The following is a 26,117-nucleotide window of genomic DNA, read 5'->3' as shown; positions in this document are numbered from 1 at the left end:
CTGATTATTGTGGGTGTCAAGGGTTCTTCCGATAAATTGACAATATCATATGTCAGCTTAATTACAAGATGCTCAGTACTGGCTGGCTGCGATCAACTGTCGTGTATATTCAGTTTGAGGCTGGGCAAATAATTGCGTGGTTTGTTGATACTCAAGGACTTTGGCCTGATGCATCACCATTACTTTTTGGCAAAGTGCTTGAATGACTTGTAAGTCATGACTGATAAAGATGTAACTGATCTGGTCTTGCTGCTGTAATCGGCGTAACAATTGAATCATGGCACGCTGTGTACTGCGATCCAGTGCAGAGGTAGGTTCATCCAATATAATGAGTTTGGGCTGCAACACCAAAGCTCTTGCCAATGCGACTCTTTGCCGTTGCCCACCAGACAGTTCATGTGGATATTGATGCTTAGCGTCTATTGATAATTCAACTTTGCTGAGTACCTCTTCAATTTTAGTTGTGATCAGTGCTTTTGAAATTGATCTAAGCTTTAAGCCCTCCCCAATGATCTGTTCAACTGTCATGCGTGGATTTAAGCTACTCAAAGGGTCTTGAAATACGATCTGAAAATCACGTCGTAAAGGTCTAAGTTGTTTTTGATTGAGTTGGTTTAAATCTTTGCCCTGAAAAATAATGTCTCCCTCACTGACAATCAGACGTGCAATCGCCAGAGCCAAAGAAGATTTTCCTGAACCACTCTCCCCGACGATGCCTAATGCCTCACCCTGCATCAATTCCAGATTAATCGCTTCGGCTGCCACTTTATAATGTTTAACTTGGTTGAATAAGCCGTGTTTAATTGGATATTTTACCGTGACATTTTCAAGCCTTAATAACGTTTCTGCTGGTTCCAATACCAAAGCCTGTCCAAAATCGTGATTGAGTAAATTTCGGGTATATTCCGTTTTTGGATGGTCAAAAATTTCAGAAATTGTACCTTGCTCTTCAACTTTACCTTGATTCAAAACCAGCACATGATCAGCATAACGTTTAACCAGATTTAGGTCATGGCTAATCAAAATCATCGCCATGTTACGTTGCTGTTGCAGCTTTTTAAGCAAATCTAAAATCTGTGTCTGCAACATCACATCTAGCGCAGTGGTTGGTTCATCAGCAATTAAAACATCAGGTTCTAAAGCCAGTGCCATTGCAATCATGACACGTTGCCGTTGCCCACCCGAAAGCTGATGCGGATAGCATTTGAGAATTTGCGTAGCATCCTCAATGCCCACATCATGCAGTAAATTGATCACTTTTTGCTGAGCTTCTGCTTTGGACAGACCTTGCAACACTAAACTTTCGCCAACGATCTTTTCCACCTTGTGCAAGGGATTCAGTGCGGTCATCGGTTCCTGAAAAATCATGGCAATTCGTTTACCACGAATCTGCTGTAATTGTTGCTGGTTAAGCTTTAATAGATCATCATTTTCAAATTGCACACTACCTTGCACAGCCAAAGTTTCAGGCAATAAACCCAATAATGCCAAAGCACTGATGGATTTACCTGAACCACTTTCGCCCACCATTGCCAACGTCTGAGCTGGATATAACTCAAAATTTAAATCATCAAGCAAGGTCTGCCCTGTTTCATTGGCAATGCAAAGCTGCTGCACTTTTAACAACGGCTTAACGTCTTGGGTCAAATGCATCACGTGCCGCCTCCCCAATATAAATCAGCAAAGACAATACAATCGCTAAAGTAAAGAAACCTGATAATACCAGCCACGGCGCATCCAGATTATTTTTGCCCTGTAATAACAGTTCACCTAACGAAGCGGCATCAGGCGGCAAACCATACCCCAAGAAATCTAGCGCAGTTAAAGCAATAATATTGGCGGTCAACATAAACGGAATCTGTGACAGACTGGAACTCATGGCATTGGGTAAAATATGCTTAAAGATAATTTGAACATCACTGACACCCAACGCTTGTGCGGCTCTGACATAATCAAAGTTTCGGGCACGTAAAAATTCAGCCCGTACCAATCCAACCAGTTCGGTCCAGCCAAATAACAGCATAATCAGGAACAGCCAATACACGCTGGGGCTAAACATACTGACCAGAATCATCACGATAAACAGCATGGGCAAACCGCCCCACACTTCCAAAATGCGTTGTCCAATCAGATCAATCCAGCCGCCATAATAGCCTTGTACTGCGCCAACCATAATGCCGATGACTGCTGAACATAAGGTTAAAGCCAGTCCAAACAATAAAGAAATTCGCAACCCATATAGGATTCGGGCAAATACATCTCGCCCCTGATCATCTGTTCCGAGCCAATTTTGCGTGCTTGGTTTTGAGGGTACAGGCATGGCAAGAGATAAATTGGGTGATTGATAGGAAAATGGCACAGGCGGAGAAATCATCCAGCCTTGTTGCTGAATCAACTGTTTGACCGCAGGATCTTGATAATCCGTTGCAGTTTCAAATTGCCCACCGAAAGTCGTTTCTGGATAATCTTTTAAAATTGGGAAATAAAATTTCTGCTGATACCGCACCAATAAAGGACGATCATTGGCAATAAATTCCGCACATAAAGACAGGATAAAAATAATCAGAAATACGATTAAACAGCGAAAGCCTAATTTATTTTGTCGAAAACGATGGAAACGCTGCTGCATTAAAGGCGACATTATTTACCACCTCTTGCTTCAAAATCAATCCTAGGATCAATCACTTGATAAAGCAAATCGCCAATTAAACGTAAGATCATGCCAAACAAGCTGAATAAAAACAAGGTGCCGAAAATAACAGGATAATCACGCTGGGTAATCGCCTCGAAGCCCAATAAACCAATGCCATCCAGATTAAAAATAATCTCGATAAATAAATTACCGACAAAGAAAATCCCAACCAATGCTTCAGGCAAAGCTGCCACAATCACCAAGATCGCATTACGAAAAATATGACCATAGAGCACCTGATGATCACTCAAACCTTTAGACCGTGCTGTCAGCACATAAGGTTTTTTCAACTCGTCAATAAACGAATATTTAGTCAAATAAGTGAGCGCTGCAAAACTGCCTAACACCATACTCAAAATTGGCAGACACATATGCCAGAGATAATCTTTAATTTTTTCTAATAGACTAAATTGAGCAAAATTTTCTGAAACCAGACCTTGTAATGGAAACCACTGCAAATAACTGCCACCCACAAAAAATACAATCAATACAATGGCAAATACAAATGATGGAATGGCATAACTCACTGCCAATAACAAGGAAGTCGATTGATCAAACACCAGACCATTTTTTTTGGCTTTCTTGATGCCCAATGGAATCGCAATCAGGTAAATCAGGAAAGTGCTCCACAATCCTAAAGACAAAGTCACAGGCAATTTTTCATAAAGCAGTTGGGTGACAGGTTTATCCTTAAAAAAGCTTATACCAAAATCGAATGTTAAATATCCCTTTATCATCAACCAGAAACGTTCATACGCAGGACGATCAAAACCATATTGTGCTTTAATTTTATCAATCATTTCAGGACTAAGCCCACGCGCACCCTGATATTGTGCCAAGTTACTTAGGCTGGACGAAGAACTTGTTCCTATGCCTAAACCCTGTGCATTTTGTATTTGCTGAATGGCTTGTTCGACAGGCCCACCTGGTGCAATTTGCACAATAATAAAGTTAATCAACACAATGAAAAATAATGTGGGAATCATCAATAACATTCTTTTCAGAATATAGTGAGACATTTAAATATCCTTGATTATTTTCATTGATGTTTTTGGAACGATTGATTTAGCTTGCTGGCTTTATCTGCATCCACCCACCAATATTCCCAACCCACTGAAAGTTTTGGTTTGATCGTAGGCTGCTGATAGATATCCCAATAAGCAAACCAGCGTTCAGGCTTGCCATAGGTCAAAATTTGATAATAACCTGCCCGTAATAAACGATCCAGCACATGGGTATAGAGCACCACCTCATCACGAGTTTTGGCGGCGACAATCTTGTCAATCATCTGATCAATCACAGGATTTTTGATACCTGAATAATTATAGTTATTCGACTCATCTGCGGCAGCACTGCTCCAAAACTGCGCCTGTTCTTTCCCTGGAGTCAGCGTTTGTGGCATTTTCATCACCATCATATCAAAATCCTGATGGCGAATTCGCTCCATATATTGTGGAACATCGACTTGTCGCAGATTAACCTGAATCCCCAAACGATTCAGGTTACGCACAAAGGGCATCAACTCCCGTTGTGGATTTTCCAGTTGCATAAGTAGTTCAATTTGAACCACTTTACCCTGCCGATCATATAACTTGCCATTGCGAATCACATAGCCCACATCTTTTAGGATTTTTTGGGCAATCAGTAAATTCTGACGGTTAAAACCACTGCCATCCGATATAGGATAACGCCAATCGGCCAAAACCACTTGTCGCATCACAGGATCAAGCTGTTTCAAAAAAGGCTGAATGATGTTTAATTCTGCTGCACTTGGCTTACCTGTTGCAGCCAAATCGGTATTATCAAAATAGCTTTGTAAACGTCGGTTTTGATTAAAAAATAATGCTTTATTTTGCCATTCAAAATCATAGGCATAGGTTAAGGCTTTGCGCAAATTAATATCATTTAAAGGTGAACGACGAATATTAAACACCAGACTTTGAATATCCAATGGTGTGCCTAAACGGGCTTTATACTTTTTAATCCAACCCGATTGCATCGCTGGAAAATTGTAAGCGGTCATCCAATTACGGATATTTTTTTCTTCATATAAATTAAACTGCCGAGATTTAAATCCCTCAAAACTGACCTCTAAATTACGGTAATAGATATATTTCAGCCGATCAAAATTATAACGCCCTTTATTGACAGGCAGGTCTTTTGCCCAATAATCTGGATTACGTTTATAAGTAATGCTACGTCCCGCATCAATACGCTCCACCATATAAGGTCCAGACCCTACAATCGGCTGCAAAGTAATACGGGTAAAATCCTTATTGCTCCAGTCCTGCTTGGAATAGATCGGTAGGCTTGCCACAATCAGCGGCATCTCCACATTGTTCCTGGATTTAAAAATAAATTTAACCTGATACCTGGAAATGACTTCTGTTTTTGCCAAATCGGACAAATACATTTGAAAACCCAGATTGGCTTTGGTCTGGTAGGTATCAAAAGTAAATTTGACATCATCTGCGGTGACAGGCTGACCATTATTAAAACGGGCTTTGGGATTTAAATGGAAAATTATAAATCGTAGATCATCAGGATCATAACTGACTTTTTCGGCCAATAAAGGATACATCACCCGTGGCTCATCCAAAGATCGATCCATCAAGGTATCAAACAGATAATTTACGCCCTCCGTGGCACTGCCCTTACCATTCATACTATTTAAATTGTCAAACGTTCCCAGACTGGACTGGCTAAGCACTCCACCTTTCTGTGCATTGGGATTGGCATAAGGCATGACATTTAAATTTGCATACTTTGGAGTCACATGAATTGCCAAATAAGGCGTAGTATATACGGCTGCAAATGAGAACTGAGCAAAAAGGCTTAGTCCATACAATAGACTAAGCCTCTTGGTAACAAGCAATCCAATCATGCGTAATTACAGGTTCGGGACTTTAATCACATCACCAATACGCAATTGAGTTTTCGGCGTTAGGTCATTCATCTCAGCCAGTGCATTAATTTCCATGCCATACTTACTCGCCAAGCCAATTAAGGTATCACCACGTTTTACCTTGTACTCTGTCACCGTCTTTGGAATGGAGATACTCTGACCACGCTGCAGGCTGGTATTGACTTTCAGGTCATTCAACTCTGCCAGTTCACGTCCAGACATGCCCAAACGGCTGGCAATGCTGTTCAGTGACTCACCTGCTTTCACTGTATATTTTTCGGTGTTCTTGCTTGATACCGCCTTGGTGTTGGCATTATTTTTACTGTTATCCGATTTGGTAGATTCAGTTTTCGGTAAATCACCTGTCAGTTTCAGTTTTTGCCCAATACGAACATTACTGTCACGAGACAAGTTGTTTAAGGCAGCAACATCTTCAAGCTGTAAGGCATAGCGGTTCGCAATACTGGTTAAAGTATCGCCAGACTTCACTGTGTAAGTATCTGGCACACTGTCTTCTTTGGCTTTGGTATTGGCACTGCTATTATTTGCTTTGGATGGCACATCACCCGTGAGTTTTAAGCGCTGACCAACACGCACACCAGCCGTTCTCTCCAGTCCATTCAAGTCCGCAATATAGTTGACGGTCAGGTCATACTTGCTGGCAATTGCATTCAGGCTGTCGCCAGACTGAACCACATATTGTTCAGGAACAGTCGAACCTGCTGGAATTTTGATAGTCTGCCCCAGACGAACACCACTACTGGACTTCAGCTTATTTAACTCGGCCAATTCATTCAGCGTGATTTTTGATTTTGTCGCAATACTGGATAAGGTATCACCACGCTGCACCGTATAGTTCTCAGTCTTGTAGCTGGTTGCAGCACTTACATTTTCATACTTAACCGTATTTTTAGGCTCGACAGCAACCTCAGTTTGTGACACCTCATGCAGAGGCACATTAATTTTCTGTCCCACCAACAAATTGCTACCTGCGGTCAATCCTGAAGTCAGATCAGCCAGTTCCTGATTCGACAAGGCATAGCGATCTGCAATCAGTTTGAGATATTCACCACGTTTCACCGTATAGGACTTGGTCGCCACTTTTTGAGCTGTGGATATCTTTGTGTCTGGCACACGTACGGTTTGTTGATTGTTACGCATATTGGTTTTAGGCTCAACCAATGTGAGTTTTTGCCCTACAAACAAGCCATCCGTTACAGAGAGATTATTATAGTCAGCCAGTTGTTTGAGGCTTAGATCAAAACGCGCCGCCAAATTGGTCAGGCTGTCGCCTGACTGCACCACATAACTTTCTGGCTTGCTTTCCACTGCTTTGGAGGTATCAGCTTGTGGTTTTGCATCATAGAGATACAGGCTTGCCCCGACAAACAGTGTTCCTGTTGGATCAATCTGGTTCCATTTGGCAATGTCACGCCAGTTCACCCCATTCTTTTGGGCAATTGAGGCCAGCGTATCGCCAGGCTGAACGGTATAGGTACTGCGCTTGCCTTTTGGTGCAACCACCACAACATCGGTATCGGTCTTGATGTAGGGCTTACCCTGATTACGCTTGGCATCTTCACTATTGGCAATTTCTGGGCTTTCAGCCAAGGTTTTTGGATAAGCAAAGCCCTTGCTGACTTCCTGACCTTTCTGATCGGCAACCGATTGGCTGGTCTGAATGGCGGTCAGCTTAATCTTGCCATCAAATGGATCAACAATTTCTGTTCCCTGTGGGGCAATGGCCTTAATTTCAGCAACCACCTGATCTTTTTCAGCCTGTGTTGCCTGCGGTTCCAGAACTTGTGTTACCGTCTTCTTCTCACCCTCCTGCTTCACCGCAGCAACAATCTGCTCACGCTCCTGCACTGAAATTGGCGGTTCAATCCTGACAGGTTTAACATTTGGTGCTGGGGTAATCGCCACAGGAATACGCGGTGCACTCGGCACATCCGCCGCCGCGGCAAAAGAGGCCAACGCATTTGAACCCATAGGAGTGGCTATCTTGGTCGGCGTTTTTGTTGTTGTGGTAACGGGTACAGTAGTATTGGTCTTCGTGGTTAATGGTGGCGGTGGTGTGGTGGATGGCTTAACAATTTGCCCCACATTACTTGTAGTTGAGGTGGTTGTACGTACTGTGGTTGAGCTGGTCAATGGGTTCATTGCAGGTGGCGGCGCACTACTTGCCCAGAATCCACCAGAACCTGCCTTGCCAGAACGTAATTTTGCATCAATCGATGGACTTAAATCCGCAGGAATCAAGATGCGCATTGGACTCATCGGGTCAACCATCTCACCACGGTAGGCGGGGTTCAATGTATACAGTTCAGCACGGCTTAGCCCCGTAATTGAAGCAATCTGGTTTAACTCAAGCGGCGCGGACAAGGCAACTTCACGAAAGTGAGGTCGGTTGGCAATTGGAGGTAATGCCACACCATAAGCGCCTGGATTTTTAATAATTTGTGCAACTGCCAGAAAACGCGGAACATAGTTCATGGTTTCCTGTGGCAATTTCAAGGACCAGTAGTCGGTTGGCAACCCTGCCGCCTTATTACGGTTAATTGCCTGCTGGATTCGGCCTGGCCCTGCATTATAGGCAGCCAGTGCCAGTTCCCATGAACCAAATTGATTATATAGGCTGCCTAAAAACTCATAAGCGGCACGTGTGGACTCAACCACATCACGGCGGCCATCATATAAACTGGTTTGCTGCAAACCGTAGATACGCCCCGTACTTGGAATAAACTGCCACAAACCCGCTGCTGCCGCACTACTGGTTGCCGCTGGGTCATAAGAGCTTTCAATCACGGGCAAAAGTGCCAATTCAGTCGGCATACCACGGCGTTCAGCCTCTTTTACAGTGTGGTATAAATAACGGCTGGCACGCGCACTTAAACGGTCCAGATAAGGTTGACGGGAAATAAACCAGCTACGCTGTGCCTCGATACGCGAGTCCCAATGGTTTAAGTCCATCTTGAAACCCACAGTCATCCTTTTCCAGACATCACCATGTTTCAAGACCAAAAGACGGTCGCCCTCCACCGCACGCATATCGGTTGCGGAAAGCAGGTCTTCCAGGGAATCCAGACTGCTTGCATCCAAAAAGCCTGAACCCACTTGTTTTGAAGATGAAACCTTGCTTGTCTGAGGGGTTGATGAACAACCTGTGGTAATTCCCAACGCGGCTAGAGCGGAAGTGAGTACAGTAATTTTGAATAATGATGTTGCAGATGTTTGCCACACCAATGTGCTCGATTTATACATAAAAACTTCCAGTCAACTCACGCTAGTTCTTTTTCAATTAGCCATTGTAGTAAAGCATGCCGCTTAGACAAGGCAATAATTTAGCGTGATTTGCATGGAAATGTTACAAGAAATTAAAAAATATGTGTTTTGTAACGTCCAGAGGAAGAATTTCACCTTACAATACAAGAAATAGGATGGAAATGCTAAAATCTTCCATCCATACGGGCAAACTACAGTGTTATTCCAATTGCTCAAGGTCACAGCAGAATATTTGTCTAACCCGATTTAGATGGCAATGCTGGAAACTTTTTATTCCATTTATGATTTAGGTTCAAATATGTCACAAACAATCACACTCTATGTTGATGGCGCATGCAAGGGCAACCCAGGTTTAGGGGGTTGGGGTGCATACATCATTACCGAACAGGGTGAACACAAGCTGTGTGGTGGCGAACCAGAAACAACCAACAACCGCATGGAACTGACTGCTGCAATTGAGGGAATTGCCTTTTGCCCTACTGATGCACGCCTAATCATCTGGACAGACTCCAATTATGTCAAGCAAGGCATTACTGAATGGATTCATGGCTGGAAAAAGAAAAACTGGAAAGATGTCAAAAATCCAGACCTCTGGCAAAAGCTTGATGCAACCTGTGTTAACCGTGAGATTGAGTGGAACTGGATCAAGGGCCATGCAGGTCATGCTGGCAATGAGATGGCAGATCAACTAGCCAATCTGGGTGCTGAACAGACTGCCAAGCAACTAAAATCCACAACACAGGCTAACGCTGATACAAAAAAGTCTGAACCAGACTGGCTTCTGGATGATCCTTTTGGTTTGGATATGATGATGGCGGATCAGGATGAAATTGTAGAAGAGCTTGAAATAGAAGTAAATGTTCAGGACAACATGGCTGAAACAGAGATATTGCCCGACACCTCAGCAACACCAACAGGCAGGCTACATCCACAGATTGTTGTGACTGAAGCCAAGTTAAATCTTCAGGGTCCGCGTCAGTTGATTCTGGATACCGAAACCACAGGTTTTTATTATCAGGATGGCGACCGCATTATTGAGGTGGGCGCGATTGAAATGATCAACCGCAAACTGACAGGCAGCTCGATTCATATTTATATCAACCCTGAAAAACCTGTCGGTGACTCAGAGGCCATCCACGGCATCACCGACGATTTTCTACAAGACAAGCCCAAATATGCAGCGATTGCCGATACCCTATTTGCCTATTTAAAAGGTGCCGAGATCATTGCACACAATGCAACTTTCGATATGAACTTCCTCGATATGGAATTCAAGCGTGTTGGCCTGCCCTTACTTTCCGAAGTGTGTGAAGTGACCGACACATTGGCACTGGCAAAAAATAAGCATCCTGGCCAGAAGAACTCTTTGGATGCCTTGGTGAGACGTTATGAAATTCCTGCACGGGACCGTACTTTCCACGGTGCGTTACTGGATGCCGAGATTCTGGCAGATGTCTACCTTGCCATGACGGGTGGACAGGTTTCCTTTGATATGGATGCCCTGTCACAAACAGAACAAAGTCAAAATAAAACCACCCGTCAACGTGTTCAAATTGAGCTTCCTGTCATTTATGCATCAGGCGATGAATTGGCCCAACATGAGACATGGGTCAAACAATTTGAGCAGAAACATGGAAAGCCTTGCTTTTTTGCAAAATAAATTTGCTGATCAATGTTATTTTTTGTATTTCAAGCTTTCAAAGTTACGCTATATTAGCCTATAGAAGATTTAAACCTCCTGTTGCGGGAGGTTCATGGATATAACAACTCAGGAAAGGTGTAGGTCATATGTCTTACCAAACCTCGATTCATTTCGACCCAACGGCATTACTAATAATAAAAAATGAAATCGACAATTCGATTAAATTGGTGGAGACAGCAGTTAATACGCTTGCTGAAGAACAAGCCTTACCTTTTGGTATTGATGACGCACTCAATCAGTTTGAGCAATGCACACAGGTGCTTGCCCTGATTGATATGCCGCATTTGTCACAGATCACCCAGTATTCGGCTGAGTTGATGCGCAAGATCATGGCTCAACCGCAGCAAATCAAAACCAGTGATGTGGTTGCCCTCAGTGAAGGCACCACTATGCTGAAGCGCTATATCGAGTTTATCTGCCTGCGTGAAGTCAAGGTTCCCCAGTTCCTGCTTGATACCCTGAACCGTTTGGAAAAGGCGCTGGGAAAACCAATCACCAAAGAAGGCCAGACCATTCAGCCTTTGCTGGACTGCATCACACCAAACTTTAACCTGCCACAGGCGCCAAGTCTGGAACAATCCCAATATATTCACCAGCTTTACAAGCTATGCCTAAACAAACTGATCAAGCAGGCGGAAACGCCACTGGACTTGCAGGGCATCAAGCTTGTTGGTGTCTACCTTGCGGGCATGGCTTCAAATCTTCCAAGTCAGCAATACTGGCAACTGGTCAATGTTGGTTTAAGCCACATTGAAGAACTGCTGATCACCGAAGCGCGTTTACGCACCCTGATTCAGGTTGAAACCAATATTGGCAAATTCCTGGCACAGCAGTCTGCCTACCAAACCAACCTGAGCGATCTTGCAGATATTCTCAGCATCTGCATTAGTCAGGAAGATGATGTTTCCCAGCATATCCGTGAACAGCTCAACATTGGCGATGAGTTATTAAGCGATACCCAGTTGCAGGTGCTCAGCCGTCATTTGTATGGCCCTGACTATGAAACCATTCATACCATCAGCCAGTTGATGACCAATGAAATGGCGCAGATTCGTAATGAAATTGAATACAATCATCAGAATATGTCAACTGAGAAAACTCAGGAGCTACAACTGAAGCTGAACCAGCTTGCGAATGTGTTCAAGGTGCTTAACCTGAACGAGGCGGCAAAAGAGCTGATCCAGCAGGCTGAAAAACTCAGTCAATCCAATACACTAACGGATGTGGCTTCAGTACAGCAGTTGATGAACAGTATTTTAGCGTCGATGAACTCAATCGGCATTTTGGAACGTAACTACACCTCTAGCCGTTTGCAGTTGCGTGTCAACAACATGCATATCTCACTAGACCGTTTAGATGAAGCACATAAGGCGTTGTTGACTGAGACAAAAACACTGATTGAGACACTGACCCAAACCCTAAGCCTGTATGTTCAGGATCCAGCCGCACATAGCCTAGAGGCATTGCCAGAGTATCTTAAGGAGTTATCAGGTGCTGCCCTGTTCCTTGGCAGTTCTGCTCAACAGACAGCATTGTTGACTGCGGCGAACTTTGCCCAGAATCGCTTAAACCAGAATCTGGCTTTGGACGCAGAGCAGGTGAACTGCATTTTAAATGTGGTTGCAGGTCTGGATTTACTGGTGGATAACCTTAAGAATAAACAACCCGTATTGCAATCCATGTTTGATGTGGCATTATCAAGCAGTCAGCAATTACAAAGCATCGCCGCATAATGACTCAGCTCTCACTTGCTTATATTTTTCAGCACCAGAAACTGTTAGTTGATGAAAACCTGCAACTGCCAAAGGTTGAAAAGTTAGCAAGTGACCTCCCCATCCATCACAATGATCATGTCATTGCACGTGATCTGCTTGAACATGAATCTGTTCCCGATGGCTATCAACTGATTCCAATTCGGGAACTGATCCAGTTATGGTCCACAACAGAATTTCTACAGGCCAGCCGTGCGGTGCAACTGCTTGAATGGCGGCGTAACCATAAATTCTGTAGCCACTGTGGACATGCCACGGAAATCCATCCCAAAGAATATGCTATGGTTTGCCCTGCCTGTGGCTATCATCAATACCCACGTGTGCAGCCCTGTGTCATTACCATTATCACCAAAGGCAATGATGAAGTGTTGCTGGCAAAATCAGCGCATAAGCATTATGGCAATATGTACGGATTGATCGCGGGATTTGTTGAGGTTGGTGAAACACTGGAGGAGGCGGTGCAACGGGAAGCGTTTGAGGAAGTCGGTGTCAAGCTTAAAAACATCCGCTATATGTCAAGTCAGCCGTGGCCATTTCCAAGCAACCTGATGATCGCCTTTCATGCAGAATATGATTCAGGTGACATTCAGCTCCAACTTGAAGAAATTAGTGATGCACAATTCTTCAAGTTTGACCAATTGCCTGAAATTCCTTTTAAAGGCAGTATTGCCCACAGTATGATCATGCAGGTCATAGAAAGTAAAAAAGCATCCTAAAAGATGCTTTTTTAGTCTTTAGGACTCTAACGCCTCTTCGAGAAAATGCAGAATGGTGCGCTTGGTCTTGAAGTAATGGCTCATCAAACTGGCAAGTGTTGCCACGATGGTAATATGACCTGTCTTTGGAATCACGGCGATATGACTATGATTGCCCTTTTGTCTCAAGGCAATATCCAGATCAAGCGTATTTTTTCTTTCCACCAACTGATCCTGTTCCGCCACCAGCAAATAATGCTTGATTTGGTTCGGTTCAATAAAGTAATAAGGCATCACCTGCTGATAGGAAATCTTCTGGTCAAAGGCATGTTCGGATAAAGGATCGCCCACATAGTCAAAATGGTAAGGTCCAGCCAGACCCACAATCGCCTTGATCTGGTCTTTATATTTAAAGTTTTGTGACTGGGCTGAATAGACAACCGACATCACATTAAAGGCCCCTGCCGAATGCCCCATCAGAATCATGTTGTCAGTTGAGATATTCAGCTTGTTTTGATTTTGGGTCAAATAATGAATGGCCTGCGCAAGGTCATCAATAAAGGCTGGAAAGATATGTTCAGGCGCAAGATGATAGTTGATCACCGCAACATCATAACCCTCACGTGCGAATGTCTCACCAATAAACAAATAATCACGTTTATTGCCATGCTGCCATGAACCGCCATGTACAAAGACAATCAATGGCCTTTGCTTTTTGGCATTTTTACTGCGATATAAATCCAGACGCTGTCTTGCTTTTAAACCGTAAGCCAAATGCTCTTCTTTTTCAAAAGTGTCCTTTGGCGTCAAATAATTGATTGAATAGCTGGCAAAATCATACAGGCGAAATTCCTGATATAAGTTTTTCGCCCGTATCACGTTTTCTTGTACTTGCTGAATAAGTTGCTTCATAAATTAAGGTGCGGTTGGTGTCGTCGTCACGGGTTCATCTTGATCAGGATCAATTGCAACTGGTGTTTCAACTAAAGGCTGTGTTGTCGCTGCACCGACCATTGGCGTGGCAGCAGATGAGTTCATCGTCCCTGAAGATTGATCAATGTTGTCAATCAGCGTGACAATTTTACTCACATTGCCCACTTTTTGTAAGACATCATCCAAATCTTTCACTTCAGCGGTATTAAGGCGCCCCATCACATACAGCACACCATTTTCAGTATGCACCAGTACCTTACTGTCAGAAACCACAGGTGCTTTCATCAGTAGGCCACGGGTGTTCGCCGTTACCGTGGCATCCTGCATGATGGTGCTATAGCTTACTTTATCGCCTACAGTGATGTAGTTGTGAACCGCCTTAACATCGCTCATGGCGCGCAGGTTATCTTCCGCCAACTGTTTTAAGTAAGGATCAGGAACCTGGCCAGTCAACAAAACATTACTGTGGAAACTTTCAATATTGATGCGTGACTGCTTAAAGCGATGGTCTAGTTTGTATAGGTTGATATTTGCAGTACGCTTGATTGAAGAATCAATAAAAACCTGCCCTAGACTACGTTCACCACTGCTTGTACCAACAGGCGCCGATCCTGTTCCACCAGAAATAAAACTCGCACATCCCGATAAACTTGCAACGCAAACCAACGTCATCGTTAAACGTTTCAACACTTGGCAAGACTCCCTATCCACTAACTTGTTCAATCTACTGCACTTGTCTTGAAATGACTCAACCGTATCTCAATCCAAAGTAAACGCATGTTTAATCCATTGCTGATCATACTGCAATTTTGAAAAATCTGGTTGTACTGTTTTTGCAAGTTTCTGTGGAAAATCAAAACAGATCACATCAAAACGACAGTCAAAATTGTAATAATTGGGATATCTTTGTAAAAAGAACTGGGCCGTCTTGATAATCTTGCGTTGCTGTGAATACGAAATCACTTCACAGGCCTCTGCATAACTGCCTGCTGAACGGGCTTTCACCTCCACAAAAACCAGCTCATTGTCGCGTTTGACAATCAGGTCAATTTCTCCAAAACGTGAATGGTAGTTTTTATTGACATATTGATACTGCTGGGACTGTAAAAATAGCAATGCTGTTTGTTCTGCCCACTGTCCCAAAAGATGTTTCTGCTGTTCCATTGTGCCCATATCTTATTTTAAAATTTCAATGCTATTTTTTTGCTGTCTATAACAATAAGGCTGCCTAGAGATTTTATGGTCTTTTAGCTCAATTGCACCTGTGCGCCCAACAAAAGAGAACTGCACCTGTCCAGTTTGCTCAAGGAACTGTTGGCTCATGCTCCATGCATCCCCCCCAAAAGCCAGCAAACGTTGAAATGCCATATTTTCAGGCTGTTCCCTGTAGGCTTCAATCAAATCTGCCCATTGACCATTATATAACGCGGGTACATCACAGAAACTCAATCCCAAAGGTATGAACTGCCCCTGTTCAATACTCAGGGGTGTCGCATAAATATTCTTCTCAGGTAATGATCCCAGTTGTTCCATCCATTGATGGTCACCCAATAGCAACACACCCTCTTTTCTGGAGAGTTTTTTCGGTAACTGATTGACCATTTCAATATCTGAACCAAACTCAGCCATCAATGCCACTAAAAAAAGCTCAGTGGCTGACTCAGTTCCTGTCTGGCGTAAAACAAATAGTTTTTTCACCCCATCTTTTTTCAGTAGTTGGTTGAGGGCAACCGCATCATCCTGCTTGGCCAGACTATATTGCCAGACATTGGCTGACTGTGTGTTGACATCATTGAGGGCCAGTACGGGAATTTTGGGACTAAGCTGTATAACGTTTTCAATTTCAGGTCTTGCCAATGGCCCAACAATCAGTCTGGTCTTATTGGTGACTTTTTTCTTAAAAATTGAGTCAATGCTATTTTTTGCGGAATCTACAAAAATAATTTTTTCTTTGCTGCCAGATGCTGTATAAGCACTCAGGAAACCACGTTTGATGCTCTGGCCTGCTCGCGCCATCGTGCCAGATTCAGGTAAAATCACCAGTACGTCCGCATAGGCTGGACTCATACATGCTGCCAAACACAGTAGCAGCCAATATTTTTTGTAAGACATGAGGGAGTTACCTTTTATGAGTGCTCAATTATTTGTTGTAGCAACCCCGATTGGGCACTTGGATGACATGACCTTTCGTGCAATTGATATTTTAAAGTCTGTATCGGTGGTTGCAGCAGAAGACACTCGTCAATCTGCTCAATTATTCAAGCACTATAATATCTCAACTCCGCTAACAGCGTGTCATGATCACAACGAAAGTAACAAAATTGATCAACTTCTCCAAAAAATGCTAAATGGTGAAAATGTTGCCTTAATTAGTGATGCTGGCACGCCCCTGATTAGTGATCCAGGTTTTAAACTGGTTCGTGCAGCTCAGGAACATGGCATTCGTGTGATTCCTGTACCTGGTGCCTGTGCTGCAATTGCGGCATTAAGTGCGGTTGGCTTGCCAAGTGACCGTTTTAGCTTTGAGGGCTTTCTACCATCCAAAGCATCGCAACGGATTAGCCAGCTTGAAAAATTAAAAGATGAAACTCAAACCCTGATTTTCTATGAAGCACCGCATCGTATTTTAGACAGTGTAAAAAATATGGCTGAGGTATTTGGGGAAGACCGTCCTGTCGGTTTTGCCCGTGAAATTACCAAGACTTTTGAGACCATCAAAAAAATGACCTTAAAAGAATTGGTCACATTTATTGAAAATGATCACAACCAGGAAAAAGGTGAAATTGTGGTTGTGGTTGGTGGAGCATCTGCGGAAAAAGATATGGAGCAGGATAAACTGGATGAGTTGTTAAAACGCTTATTACAGGATTTATCGGTAAAAGCGGCATCACAATTGGCTGCTGATTTAACAGGTATTAAAAAGAAAGTGGCTTATCAACGCGCTTTGGAATTGACTCAAGATAATAAATAATACTTACAAAAGATACGTAGGAAATGGCTATAGACTCATTACCCATGTTAGGTCCCCATGAAGGCAGAGAACTTGAATTGCTGCTTTCTGGTGAAAAACCAATTGCCTTTTTTTATGAGGGTATTCCTGATGAGTTTTTGCCTTATCTTGAATCTGGCATTTTAAAATCCAGAATTAAGATGACCACAACTCGTATCCCCAATATACAGATAGAAAATGTTCTTATTTATAAAAATGTTGCAATAGAACAAGTGGATGAATTAATGGCTGTCATTGAACAATCCCTCAATCAACCAAAAGCTGGGCTTGTGCCAGAGCTTGAGCGAAGAATTGGACAATTGCTGGGCTATCGAGAGGAAGATATTGAGCACTATATCCAACATATCCTCAGAAAAAAATAGCCCTAAAAACTACCCTTTTAAAATCAGACTTTTATTCCTAGACTATGACGGTCCTGCTTACGCTCTGCTTTCGCCTGCTTAATCACAACCAAACCAGAAGAAACACCAAGATAAGCAATCACAAAAGCCACCAATAAATCAGGGAACATAGTCCCAGTTCCAAATACACCAACAGCTGCGACGATAATCGCAATATTGGCAATGGCATCATTACGGCTACATAACCATACCGAGCGCATATTGGCATCGCCATCACGGAATGCATAGAGCATCAATGCACAGATAACATTGACAGCCAATGCCAGTACACCAATCGCCCCCATGAGCATTGGTTCAGGTGTTACACCTAGCCACCATGACCAGAATACTTTAACAATCACAAAAATACCAAATGCGGCCATGGTAATCCCTTTCAGTAAAGCTGCGGTTGCTCGCCAATACAGGGTCATGGATAGCACTGCCAATGAGATGGCATAGTTAGCGGCATCACCTGCAAAATCTAGCGCATCTGCCCACAATGACACAGATCGTGCATGTGATCCTCCAATAATCTCTACGAAGAACATCAATGCATTTAGAACGAGCGCAATCCACAAAGCCTTTCTAAACTTTGGACTAATTTTTTGTGTTGGTGAACATGTTGTATTGCAACCACACCCTGCCATGACTTTTCTCACATAATCTTTTATAGTGATTTAAAACCCTAGAGTAACTCCAGAGTCAAGCATGATCAGTTTTAGCATTGGACAATTGGCAAAAAAGTCAGGTGTATCTGTAGATACGATTCGGTATTACGAAAAAATTGGGTTGCTGGAAAAAGCCCAACGAACGGCAGGAAATTACCGTCATTATTCGGAACAAATGCTTTCAGAATTGTTATTTTTAAAACACTGCCGAGAACTGGGCATCACCATACAAGATATTCAAAAGCTTAAGGGTCTAGCCGAAGATCCGAATCAAACCTGCATGGAGGTAGATCATCTGATTGATCAATATCTTGCCGAGGTTTCACAGAAGATTAAAAATCTGGAACATCTCAAACAAGATCTAAGCCATTTAAAACAACAATGTTCACAACATCGTACCATTGAACAATGTGGCATTTTAAAAGAGTTACACCAACCACTTGAGTGCGAACATGAGTCACACCAACATAAAAAAGCACCACAACCGTGATGCTTTTTTATGTCAATTCAGACTTAATCTTGATGCTCACCTGGCGGAACTTCAGTAATGCGCCCACCACGTGCAAGAAACGCAGCCACTTCATCTTCTAAAGCCTGGCGCTGTTTCTGCTTCGCAGTCACGGTTAAAGTTTCCGCTTCAGCAAGATCAGCGTCATTGGCGCTCGATTCTTCACTCTCTGCACCACTTTCCGCCGCTTTCGCCTCTTCGTCGTCTACAGCAGAATCTTCTGTGTTTTCGTCGTAATCATTCATTTCCGTCATCTTCATCTCCCCACAATGACTCAACTCTCATCATCGCTATTTGGCCATCAGAACTAGGTGGAATTTAGCAAGCTCTTCAGATTTAGCAAAGCACAATATTTGTTAAAACGTACTTTTTATGACCAAATTCACTCTGATTTATAAATGATTGTTTAAAAAATATCTACTATTTTTTAACATGCATATTGTGTGTCTTTCAATGTTCCTAATCCATTGGCTTGTTGCATAAAACGATCCTTAAACCAATCGAACTGTTCAACCTGTTTCAGACCAAAATTTCTTGCCCAAACAAAAGGAAATAATTCTGAACTTTCAATCCATCCAATCGCAGACATGCTATGCATCATGGCATCATTTTGCCCCTTACGTTGGTGTTCATAACGCAATAAAGTTTGTTCGTTGGCCCACACACCACGTTTTAAATCGTGTAGTAATACATCACACAATACCGCAGCATCTAAACAGCCAATATTCACCCCCTGTCCAGCCAAAGGATGAATCACGTGTGCGGCATCACCAATCAATGCCAGACCCGATTTAATATAACGCTGAGCGGCACGTGCTTTTAATGGGAATTGTGCTCTAGAACGCACATCAACCACTTCACCCAACATATGTAGACTTTCTTGCGTCAATAGTTGCATAAACGCTTGATCGCTGAGTGCTGAATATTCATCGGCATAGTCATCAGGTAAAGTCCAAACAATCGACTGCCAATAACCGTTTTCTTGAGGATCAAGACTTGCCATCGGTAAATAGGCCAATGGTCCTGTCGGTAGGAAAATCTGTCGAGCCACATATTGATTCGGGCGCGTGGTTTTAATCGCACAGCTGATCGCGGCTTGCTTATAATCCAATACATCTAGATCAATATACGCCTGCTCACGTACAAAAGAATTTGCACCATCTGCACCAATCAGCAACTTGGTTTTTAGTGTTGTACCATCTGCCAATTGAATTGACCAGCCTTGTGGAATTTGTTCGATCCGAATGACTTTGACTTGGGTTCGATAGTCTTTAAGTTGTTGCAGCATTTTTTGTTGAATCGCAACATTCAAAACGCTTGGCTCGACCATTGAACCTAAAGCCTGATCTGATTGAGGTTGCTGTTCAGAGGCATGGCCAAAATTAATTTCACCATAGCCATTTTTATTCCAAACTTGCATGCCTGAATATGGCATTTGACGCGCTAAATCATTCCAGACATTGACTGTTTTGAGTAAGTGAATCGTCGCCTGACTGAGTGCTAATACACGCGGATTCATCACAGCCAGCGTTTTTTCTTGATCAAGCACAGGTGCAGCATCCAGCACCGTCGCCTGCACCCCACCTTGCGCTAGCAGTAAAGCTGTTAAACCACCAACTAATCCACCACCAACGATGACAGCATCTAACATTTCACTCATGCTTTTAGTCCCATCGCATAATTGGCAACCAAAGGCTTAATTCCTGGAATTACATCAAATGCAATCAGTCCGGTATTGCGTAATAATTTCAGCACTGGATTTTGATTGCTAAAGCTGCGAACGACTGAATCACAGAATTTAATGACACGTTGTTGGTCTTTTAATCGTGCTTGCTCATAGGCGAGTAAATTTTCAGGCGCGCCAATATCATCTGATTTTGCCAGTTGTTCCATTAAGAAACGAACCAGTACATCTGCATCACGCAAGCACAGGTTAAAACCTTGTCCAGCAACGGGATGAATGGTATGTGCCGCATTCCCCATTAGCACTACACGCCCAACGGCCTGTTTATGTGCCAAAACCTGAGCCAATGGATAGCTAAAACGCTTACCCGTTTTTTCAAATTTACCAGCACGATCACCATAGGTATGCTGTAAAGCATCAAGGAAGTGCTGATCATTGTCTTCACCTAACCACTCGGCTTCAGTGCCTTTTTTCACAGGCCAAACCACTGAACGGCGGTATTCACCTGGTAAAGGCAATAGAGCTAATGGTCCCAATGCACTAAAACGTTCAAAACCAACGTGCTGATGAGGTTTTGAGGTCTGTACAGTGGTGACAATAGCCACTTGATCATAATCATACTCATCGACACCTACGCCAATCGCTTGTCGGCAGAAAGAGTCACGACCATCAGCAGCAATCACCAATCTAGATTTTAAAGTATGTATATATTCACCATTACGTATGGCTTCGATGTGTACCTGATCTACATCTTGAGTCAATGAAGTCACTTGCACACCATCAATCAATTCAATCAGAGGCTGCTGGCGAACCTGAGTCAGCAATACACGACCGAGCCAAGCATTTTCAATCACCTGCCCAAAGCTTTCTACTTTTTCTTGTTCTGCCACCAAACGAGCCTTACCAAAGCTACCCTGCTCGGTAATATGCACTTGCAGAATTGGCGTGGCATGTTGCTGTAAGGCTTCCCACAAACCTAATTTTTGGTAAATCTGTACGCTACGGCGTGACAATGCGGTGTTACGCGCATCAAAGCTGGAATGATAAGGGGCAACATTTTCATCATCGTAATTTGGATATTTCACAGCTTCTAATAGCTTTACTGCGATATTAGATTTTGCCAACATTAAGGCAAGGCTGAGTCCAACCATACCTCCACCGACAATGATGACTTGTTGCTGCATATCGTTATTCCTTATCACTTTTTCGTCATTTCAACTATCTTACTCTAAGCACAAGCAAAAATGGAGTGTAGGCTTTGTTTGCGCTGTGTATTTTATTAATAATTTCCATAGTCCCCTTATACAATAGTCTATGATGAAACAGAACAAACCGCCTTACTCATCTTCATCCAGTTTTCTGAATCTGGTAAATTAAACATAATATCTAAATACCAAATTCCAAAAATTGCAGGCAACAATAAGAAAGATGCATGTATAAACCTCATTACTGCCATAAAAACAGCCCATTTCCCATAATAATATTTAATTTTTCGTATCGTTTTTTTATGAGGAGCAGGATACTGTTTAAATAAAAAAACAGGGAAACAGTCTCTCCACCAAATAAAAAGAAGAACAGTAGATGCAATTAAAGGAAAAACAACCATTACACCATAAAATAAAATTTCATATCCAAATGGAAAACATGCCGCCCAAAAAATGATAGATTCAATCCAATATAGGATTGAAATAAATAAAAATAGAATAGGTAAAACCCATAAGCTATGTAACGCAATTATTTTTACTCGCTCTTTAAACGTATATTGTGGAGCATATTCACTCATTATTATTCTCTTTTAAATGATAAAAAGGCTTAACTCCATTTAAGCCTTTTGATTTTTTATTCTGCTTGAGCCATTAATGCTTCAATCTCTTCAACCGTTTTCACTACATCCTTGGTCAGAACTAACGGTCCATTTTCAGTCACAACAATATCATCTTCAATACGAATGCCGATACCACGCCATTTTGCATCAACCGTTTCATCGTCTGGTGCAACATATAAGCCTGGTTCAACGGTCACGACCATACCTGCTTCATAAACACGCCAGTCTTCACTTGTCTTGTATGCACCGACATCATGTACATCCATACCGAGCCAATGCCCTGTACCATGCATAAAGAATTGACGAAACGCTTCGCTTTCAACCAATTCATCCACATTACCACTGAGTAAACCAAGATCAACCAGACCTTGGGTTAAAATTTTAACAGCAACTTCATGCGGATATTTATAGTGATTGCCGATACGGGTTGCATCAATTGCAGCAAGTTGTGCTTCAAGAACCACGTTATATAACGCTTTTTGTTCAGGACTAAATTTACCATTGACGGGGAAAGTTCGGGTGATATCCGACGCATAGAACTCATATTCACACGCTGCATCAATCAGAACTAAATCACCATCTTTTAAGGGCTTGTTATTTTCAACATAATGAAGAATACAGGCATTTTCACCACCACCAACAATACTGTTATACGATGGAACACAGCCATTTTTACCAAAGATATAATTCAGTTCCGCTTCAAGCGCGTATTCCATCATCTCTGGTTTTACGCTTTGCATGGCACGGGTATGCGCTTCAGCACTGATATTGGAAGCAATCTGCATCAGCTCAATTTCTTGCGCCGATTTTTTTAAACGCATCTCATCAACAATACGATCCAATTGAACCACTTCTGCGGGTGCAGCGCCACCACGACGTTGTTGTGCATCCGCTTTTTGAATCCACTGGCTTACACGCGCATCAAATTCAGCATTCTGCCCAATACGATAATAAAGACGCTGTTTATTTAAAAGCTTGTCGATGATTTCTTCATCCAACAAATCAATTGCATAAGCCTCATCTGCATCATAAATTTCAATCGCACCATCCATACCCGCACGATAACCATTCCAGATTTCCATCTCACGATTACGTTCACGACAGAATAAGCTATAGCTATATTCCTCGCCCTCTGCAAAGGTTTCGATCACAGCAACAGCTTCTGGTTCTGCAAATCCAGTCAGATAATAAAAACTACTGTCTGCACGATATTTATAATCCGCATCGCGGTTACGATACATTTCTGCCCGAGTCGCAATAATGGCAATGCTATTGCTGCCTATGTGTTGAGCAAGAAGATCACGGCGTTGTTTAAAATCGGCTTGACTTAATTTCATATTGTCCTTCTGATGAAGATGAATGATTGTAAGTATCTTTATTTATAAGCTGTTAAGGCACCGCCCGAGTTAACTCGGACGATGTGGGGTAAACATTTCAACGACATTTTGTGCGTCGCCAATATCACCCTGATTCTTACTTTTTGCATGGAAGTTTTGTAGTAATGAGCTTTCGGCTACAGCAATCTTTTTACGGCCAATCGACAGACTCACAGGAATCAGCCGTACAAACTCATACAGTTCCTGATAGCTTTCCTCGCCTTCTTCATCATTGTCTGAATCTTCGAACTCAACAGCAGCAACATCTTGTAAATGTTCAATCAGCTCTTGTTCTTCTGCACGAATATGACCCGAAGCCAAACCAAAACCAAGAACCACACCAGCACACCAATCCGCCAATGCCTGAACACGGTCTGCAAGCAAATGAGTGTCGTCTGGCAATAATGGTAGATAATCCAGCTCATCATCCGATAAAGCATGGGAAACATCTTCCGCCTCATCTGTCAGGCTTTCCAGCGCCTCTGGCTGTAAAGCAGGCACATTCAGGGTGTTTAATATTTGTGACCATTCATCGGAGGTCGGCGCCTGTGTCACACAAACTATACCTGTGAGTAAACCATGTAACTCACTAGGGCTTGAAATTTCCTCAATCCCATCAAAATGGGTATTCCATTCCGTCCAACCTGAAATATCGTCTTGCATTCGTTTATCCAATCTCTATACTGCTGTATATATTACCTTTGATTGCAACTCTGTGCGACCTTCGTTATGTTAGAACAATTACAGCGTCTACAAGCGCATATTGGTGTTTTAAAAACACGCTTACATCATTTAGAGCGAGAAAATGTATCGCTCACTGAAGCCAAACAACTCGCTGAAACTGATCATCATGCACAAGTTGTGCAGAAAAATAGCATCATCACGCAAAAGCAGGAAGAAGTTGATAACTTAACTGAACAACTGACTCAGTTACAAGATCAATTTAAACAACTGAATACTGATGCAACAACTTTGGCTGAACGTTATGGACGTTTAGAGAAAAGTACCACTGATCTTAAAAATCGCTTTCAGGAAATTCTGGCGGAACGTAATGATCTACGTGTCACCAAGGAAAAACTACAGGCACAGCAACGTCATAGCCAACAAGAAATTCAGGACTTGCAGCAGGACCGTGACCGCTTGTTGCAGAAAAATGAGTTGGCAAAGTCTAAAGTTGAGGCGATTATCCAGCGCCTAGCTGTTCTTGGTACAGCCCAGGATCAACATGCACAAGAGATTCAGCAACTCGCCCACCCAAATGCTGAAACACAAGAGGAGACCTGATCATGAGTGAACTGATTGTTGTCGAACTTCGCCTAATTGAACAGACGTTTCGGCTGAACACGACTGAAGAAAAGCGTGAGGAACTGGAACGTGCTGCTGAATTACTGAACCAGAAATTTCATGATATGCGCCGTAATGCCCCACGTGTTGAACATAACAAACTTGTGATTATGGTTGCACTGCAAATGGCTCAGGAAGTGTTTAGCCTGAATAAATCTTTGCAGGAATATGCACATTGTGAACACCTGCTCCAGACCATTTTGGAAGATGTGGAACAGACTGTGTAGAAAAATACTTAAATGTTAAGATTATTTGCACAAAGCCCCATCAATTGGTAAGTATCTTTACAGATAATTGATCTGCAAGGATTGTCATCGTGTAAAGATCCGTTATACTAAAACTGTCTCTAGGGTGTTCGCCAGTACGTCTAGTCCCCTGCCGATACTTAAATTTATGGATGTGTTCTGTGTATTTTGAGTGTATGCCTGCCTTGAGTAGGAAACCCATTAAGTATACGTCACCTCCACCTTGAACTCATCGGGTTCAGGGTAACGACCATGCAGCGGCACCTCTGGAGCATTTTATTTTTAAATAAAATTATAATTTAAACCGATAGTCTGGATTAAAACCCAGTTCCTGTTTAGCTTTTATATTTCGATAAATTAAATCATCTTCAACAACTTGATAAATCCCCTGTCCATTTTCAATCGCCAGATATGCAGCATAAGCAGCCGCATCCACATGAATCCTACACAATTCAGCGGCCAAACAACCTGTCGCATTTCCATAAAGTTTTCCATATCTCAAAATGACGGCATCCACATCGCTTTCCATGACCTGTTGTTCCAATGCACAAATACCCTCTGCATTTAGCTTTAGTACAGGATGACTGGAATTCAAGTCAAGCGCTGAACTTTCATCATAAAATGGCTGATCGGGAACATAGGCAAATGCGATACTTTGTGCGATGAATCGGCATTGAAGTTTACTTAATGCTTGAAGCAGATGACGTGTACCGAGTTTACGAATCCTTGCATTATTCAATCTTGCCTGTTCCATTAAAGCGGGATTCAGGCCATAAGGTAGATCAGTCAGTTGATGGATCACCACATCTGGAGTAATTTTTTCTATAATTTCCTTAATCTGCTGATCATTAAAAATATCAGCAATTACAGGTATAACCCCGATAGCCTCCAGAAATTTCGCTTTCTCAATTGAACGGGTCATACCATAAACAACATAACCCTTTTGTTTCAGGATTAAGCAAAGTTTATAACCTATGGCACCTGTAGCTCCAGCAATAAAAATAATTGGCTGTTTATCGAATGGCTGAGTCGTTTTTTTCATCATCATATCCACATAAAAAAGCGATAGATTAAGTCCGTATTAAGACTATTA

25 protein-coding genes and 1 other RNA gene are annotated in these 26,117 nt (G+C 42.5%); 9 read left to right on the top strand and 17 right to left on the bottom strand.

What is annotated here, in order from left to right; all coding sequences use genetic code 11:
* Nucleotides 1–72: 72 nt before the first annotated feature.
* Genes N5J47_RS03415 through N5J47_RS03395 form a run of 5 tightly spaced genes read right to left on the bottom strand, consistent with a single transcriptional unit; the run spans nt 73 to nt 8,861 of the window.
* The gene (locus N5J47_RS03415; RefSeq protein WP_279959312.1) at nt 73–1,653 is read right to left on the bottom strand and encodes a dipeptide ABC transporter ATP-binding protein; all 1,581 of its coding nucleotides are present in this window, start codon (nt 1,651–1,653) and stop codon (nt 73–75) included.
* Nucleotides 1,631–2,641 (bottom strand): ABC transporter permease, encoded by a 1,011-nt coding sequence (locus N5J47_RS03410; RefSeq protein WP_279959219.1) that lies wholly within the window; start codon nt 2,639–2,641, stop codon nt 1,631–1,633. Before N5J47_RS03410 ends, N5J47_RS03415 begins: the two co-directional genes overlap by 23 nt.
* Complete coding sequence (yejB, locus tag N5J47_RS03405; protein ID WP_279959220.1) at nt 2,641–3,711, bottom strand: microcin C ABC transporter permease YejB; 1,071 nt, start codon at nt 3,709–3,711, stop codon at nt 2,641–2,643. The genes N5J47_RS03410 and yejB overlap by 1 nt, the downstream gene beginning before the upstream one ends.
* 20 nt (nt 3,712–3,731) lie before the next feature.
* Nucleotides 3,732–5,576, bottom strand: a complete 1,845-nt coding sequence (locus N5J47_RS03400) for an extracellular solute-binding protein (RefSeq protein ID WP_279959221.1) — start codon at nt 5,574–5,576, stop codon at nt 3,732–3,734.
* A gap of 6 nt (nt 5,577–5,582) precedes the next feature.
* Nucleotides 5,583–8,861 (bottom strand): LysM peptidoglycan-binding domain-containing protein, encoded by a 3,279-nt coding sequence (locus N5J47_RS03395; protein ID WP_279959222.1) that lies wholly within the window; start codon nt 8,859–8,861, stop codon nt 5,583–5,585.
* Nucleotides 8,862–9,180: 319 nt separating this feature from the next.
* Between N5J47_RS03395 and dnaQ the strand changes: the two genes are divergently transcribed.
* The 3 genes from dnaQ to nudC all read left to right on the top strand — a co-directional run bounded on the left by dnaQ (nt 9,181) and on the right by nudC (nt 13,072).
* Nucleotides 9,181–10,542, top strand: a complete 1,362-nt coding sequence (gene dnaQ / locus N5J47_RS03390) for a DNA polymerase III subunit epsilon (protein ID WP_279959223.1) — start codon at nt 9,181–9,183, stop codon at nt 10,540–10,542.
* 128 nt (nt 10,543–10,670) lie between these two features.
* A complete protein-coding gene (locus N5J47_RS03385) occupies nt 10,671–12,317 on the top strand; it encodes a chemotaxis protein (RefSeq protein ID WP_279959224.1) in 1,647 nt (548 codons plus the stop codon).
* Nucleotides 12,317–13,072 carry an NAD(+) diphosphatase gene (gene nudC, locus N5J47_RS03380; protein ID WP_279959225.1) on the top strand — a complete coding sequence of 252 codons (756 nt, stop codon included), beginning with the start codon at nt 12,317–12,319 and terminating at the stop codon, nt 13,070–13,072. The genes N5J47_RS03385 and nudC overlap by 1 nt, the downstream gene beginning before the upstream one ends.
* An 18-nt stretch (nt 13,073–13,090) precedes the next feature.
* Here the strand turns inward: nudC and N5J47_RS03375 are convergent, their stop codons facing one another.
* The 4 genes from N5J47_RS03375 to N5J47_RS03360 all read right to left on the bottom strand — a co-directional run bounded on the left by N5J47_RS03375 (nt 13,091) and on the right by N5J47_RS03360 (nt 16,096).
* Complete coding sequence (locus N5J47_RS03375; RefSeq protein ID WP_279959226.1) at nt 13,091–13,963, bottom strand: alpha/beta hydrolase; 873 nt, start codon at nt 13,961–13,963, stop codon at nt 13,091–13,093.
* A gap of 3 nt (nt 13,964–13,966) precedes the next feature.
* The gene (locus N5J47_RS03370; RefSeq protein WP_279959227.1) at nt 13,967–14,674 is read right to left on the bottom strand and encodes a BON domain-containing protein; all 708 of its coding nucleotides are present in this window, start codon (nt 14,672–14,674) and stop codon (nt 13,967–13,969) included.
* A 69-nt stretch (nt 14,675–14,743) separates the two neighbouring features.
* Nucleotides 14,744–15,148, bottom strand: coding sequence for a YraN family protein (locus tag N5J47_RS03365; protein ID WP_004678091.1), 405 nt, complete (start codon nt 15,146–15,148; stop codon nt 14,744–14,746).
* 12 nt (nt 15,149–15,160) lie between these two features.
* Nucleotides 15,161–16,096, bottom strand: coding sequence for a penicillin-binding protein activator (locus tag N5J47_RS03360; protein WP_279959228.1), 936 nt, complete (start codon nt 16,094–16,096; stop codon nt 15,161–15,163).
* A gap of 16 nt (nt 16,097–16,112) precedes the next feature.
* Between N5J47_RS03360 and rsmI the strand changes: the two genes are divergently transcribed.
* Nucleotides 16,113–16,955 carry a 16S rRNA (cytidine(1402)-2'-O)-methyltransferase gene (gene rsmI / locus N5J47_RS03355; RefSeq protein WP_279959229.1) on the top strand — a complete coding sequence of 281 codons (843 nt, stop codon included), beginning with the start codon at nt 16,113–16,115 and terminating at the stop codon, nt 16,953–16,955.
* A 23-nt stretch (nt 16,956–16,978) separates the two neighbouring features.
* Entirely contained in the window at nt 16,979–17,356 is a 378-nt protein-coding gene (locus tag N5J47_RS03350; RefSeq protein ID WP_279959230.1) for a hemin receptor, read from the top strand.
* A gap of 23 nt (nt 17,357–17,379) precedes the next feature.
* Here N5J47_RS03350 and N5J47_RS03345 read toward each other — a convergent pair whose 3' ends face one another.
* Nucleotides 17,380–18,021: a cation transporter gene (locus N5J47_RS03345; RefSeq protein ID WP_279959231.1), complete on the bottom strand. Its 642-nt coding sequence runs from the start codon at nt 18,019–18,021 to the stop codon at nt 17,380–17,382.
* A 61-nt stretch (nt 18,022–18,082) separates the two neighbouring features.
* Here N5J47_RS03345 and N5J47_RS03340 point away from each other — a divergent pair, with 61 nt between their 5' ends.
* On the top strand, nt 18,083–18,532 hold the full coding sequence (locus N5J47_RS03340; protein WP_151716217.1) for a MerR family transcriptional regulator: 450 nt from the start codon (nt 18,083–18,085) through the stop codon (nt 18,530–18,532).
* A 23-nt stretch (nt 18,533–18,555) separates the two neighbouring features.
* On the opposite strand, the gene N5J47_RS03335 is transcribed toward N5J47_RS03340, so the two are convergent.
* From N5J47_RS03335 to N5J47_RS03310, 6 genes are all read right to left on the bottom strand, one after another.
* A complete protein-coding gene (locus N5J47_RS03335) occupies nt 18,556–18,804 on the bottom strand; it encodes a hypothetical protein (protein ID WP_005202358.1) in 249 nt (82 codons plus the stop codon).
* Between the two features lie 173 nt (nt 18,805–18,977).
* The gene (locus tag N5J47_RS03330; RefSeq protein WP_279959232.1) at nt 18,978–20,210 is read right to left on the bottom strand and encodes an FAD-dependent monooxygenase; all 1,233 of its coding nucleotides are present in this window, start codon (nt 20,208–20,210) and stop codon (nt 18,978–18,980) included.
* Nucleotides 20,207–21,418, bottom strand: coding sequence for a 2-octaprenyl-6-methoxyphenyl hydroxylase (gene ubiH, locus N5J47_RS03325; protein WP_279959233.1), 1,212 nt, complete (start codon nt 21,416–21,418; stop codon nt 20,207–20,209). The genes N5J47_RS03330 and ubiH overlap by 4 nt, the downstream gene beginning before the upstream one ends.
* Nucleotides 21,419–21,546: 128 nt before the next feature.
* Complete coding sequence (locus N5J47_RS03320; protein WP_279959234.1) at nt 21,547–22,017, bottom strand: hypothetical protein; 471 nt, start codon at nt 22,015–22,017, stop codon at nt 21,547–21,549.
* Nucleotides 22,018–22,073: 56 nt separating this feature from the next.
* On the bottom strand, nt 22,074–23,396 hold the full coding sequence (pepP, locus tag N5J47_RS03315) for a Xaa-Pro aminopeptidase (RefSeq protein WP_279959235.1): 1,323 nt from the start codon (nt 23,394–23,396) through the stop codon (nt 22,074–22,076).
* A 69-nt stretch (nt 23,397–23,465) separates the two neighbouring features.
* Nucleotides 23,466–24,098: a UPF0149 family protein gene (locus N5J47_RS03310; protein WP_267980944.1), complete on the bottom strand. Its 633-nt coding sequence runs from the start codon at nt 24,096–24,098 to the stop codon at nt 23,466–23,468.
* A gap of 66 nt (nt 24,099–24,164) precedes the next feature.
* Here N5J47_RS03310 and N5J47_RS03305 point away from each other — a divergent pair, with 66 nt between their 5' ends.
* From N5J47_RS03305 to ssrS, 3 genes are all read left to right on the top strand, one after another.
* Entirely contained in the window at nt 24,165–24,719 is a 555-nt protein-coding gene (locus tag N5J47_RS03305) for a hypothetical protein (RefSeq protein ID WP_267980945.1), read from the top strand.
* Between the two features lie 2 nt (nt 24,720–24,721).
* Nucleotides 24,722–25,006 (top strand): cell division protein ZapA, encoded by a 285-nt coding sequence (locus tag N5J47_RS03300; protein ID WP_279959236.1) that lies wholly within the window; start codon nt 24,722–24,724, stop codon nt 25,004–25,006.
* A 113-nt stretch (nt 25,007–25,119) separates the two neighbouring features.
* Nucleotides 25,120–25,301: non-coding RNA, 6S RNA (gene ssrS / locus N5J47_RS03295), on the top strand.
* 15 nt (nt 25,302–25,316) lie between these two features.
* Here ssrS and N5J47_RS03290 read toward each other — a convergent pair.
* Complete coding sequence (locus tag N5J47_RS03290) at nt 25,317–26,066, bottom strand: NAD(P)-dependent oxidoreductase (protein WP_279959237.1); 750 nt, start codon at nt 26,064–26,066, stop codon at nt 25,317–25,319.
* Between the last annotated feature and the right edge of the window lie 51 nt (nt 26,067–26,117).

The sequence above is a fragment of the Acinetobacter sp. GD03645 genome, assembly GCF_029845285.1.
GTDB lineage: Bacteria > Pseudomonadota > Gammaproteobacteria > Pseudomonadales > Moraxellaceae > Acinetobacter > Acinetobacter corruptisaponis.
This window is presented reverse-complemented; position numbering and strand designations above follow the sequence as displayed.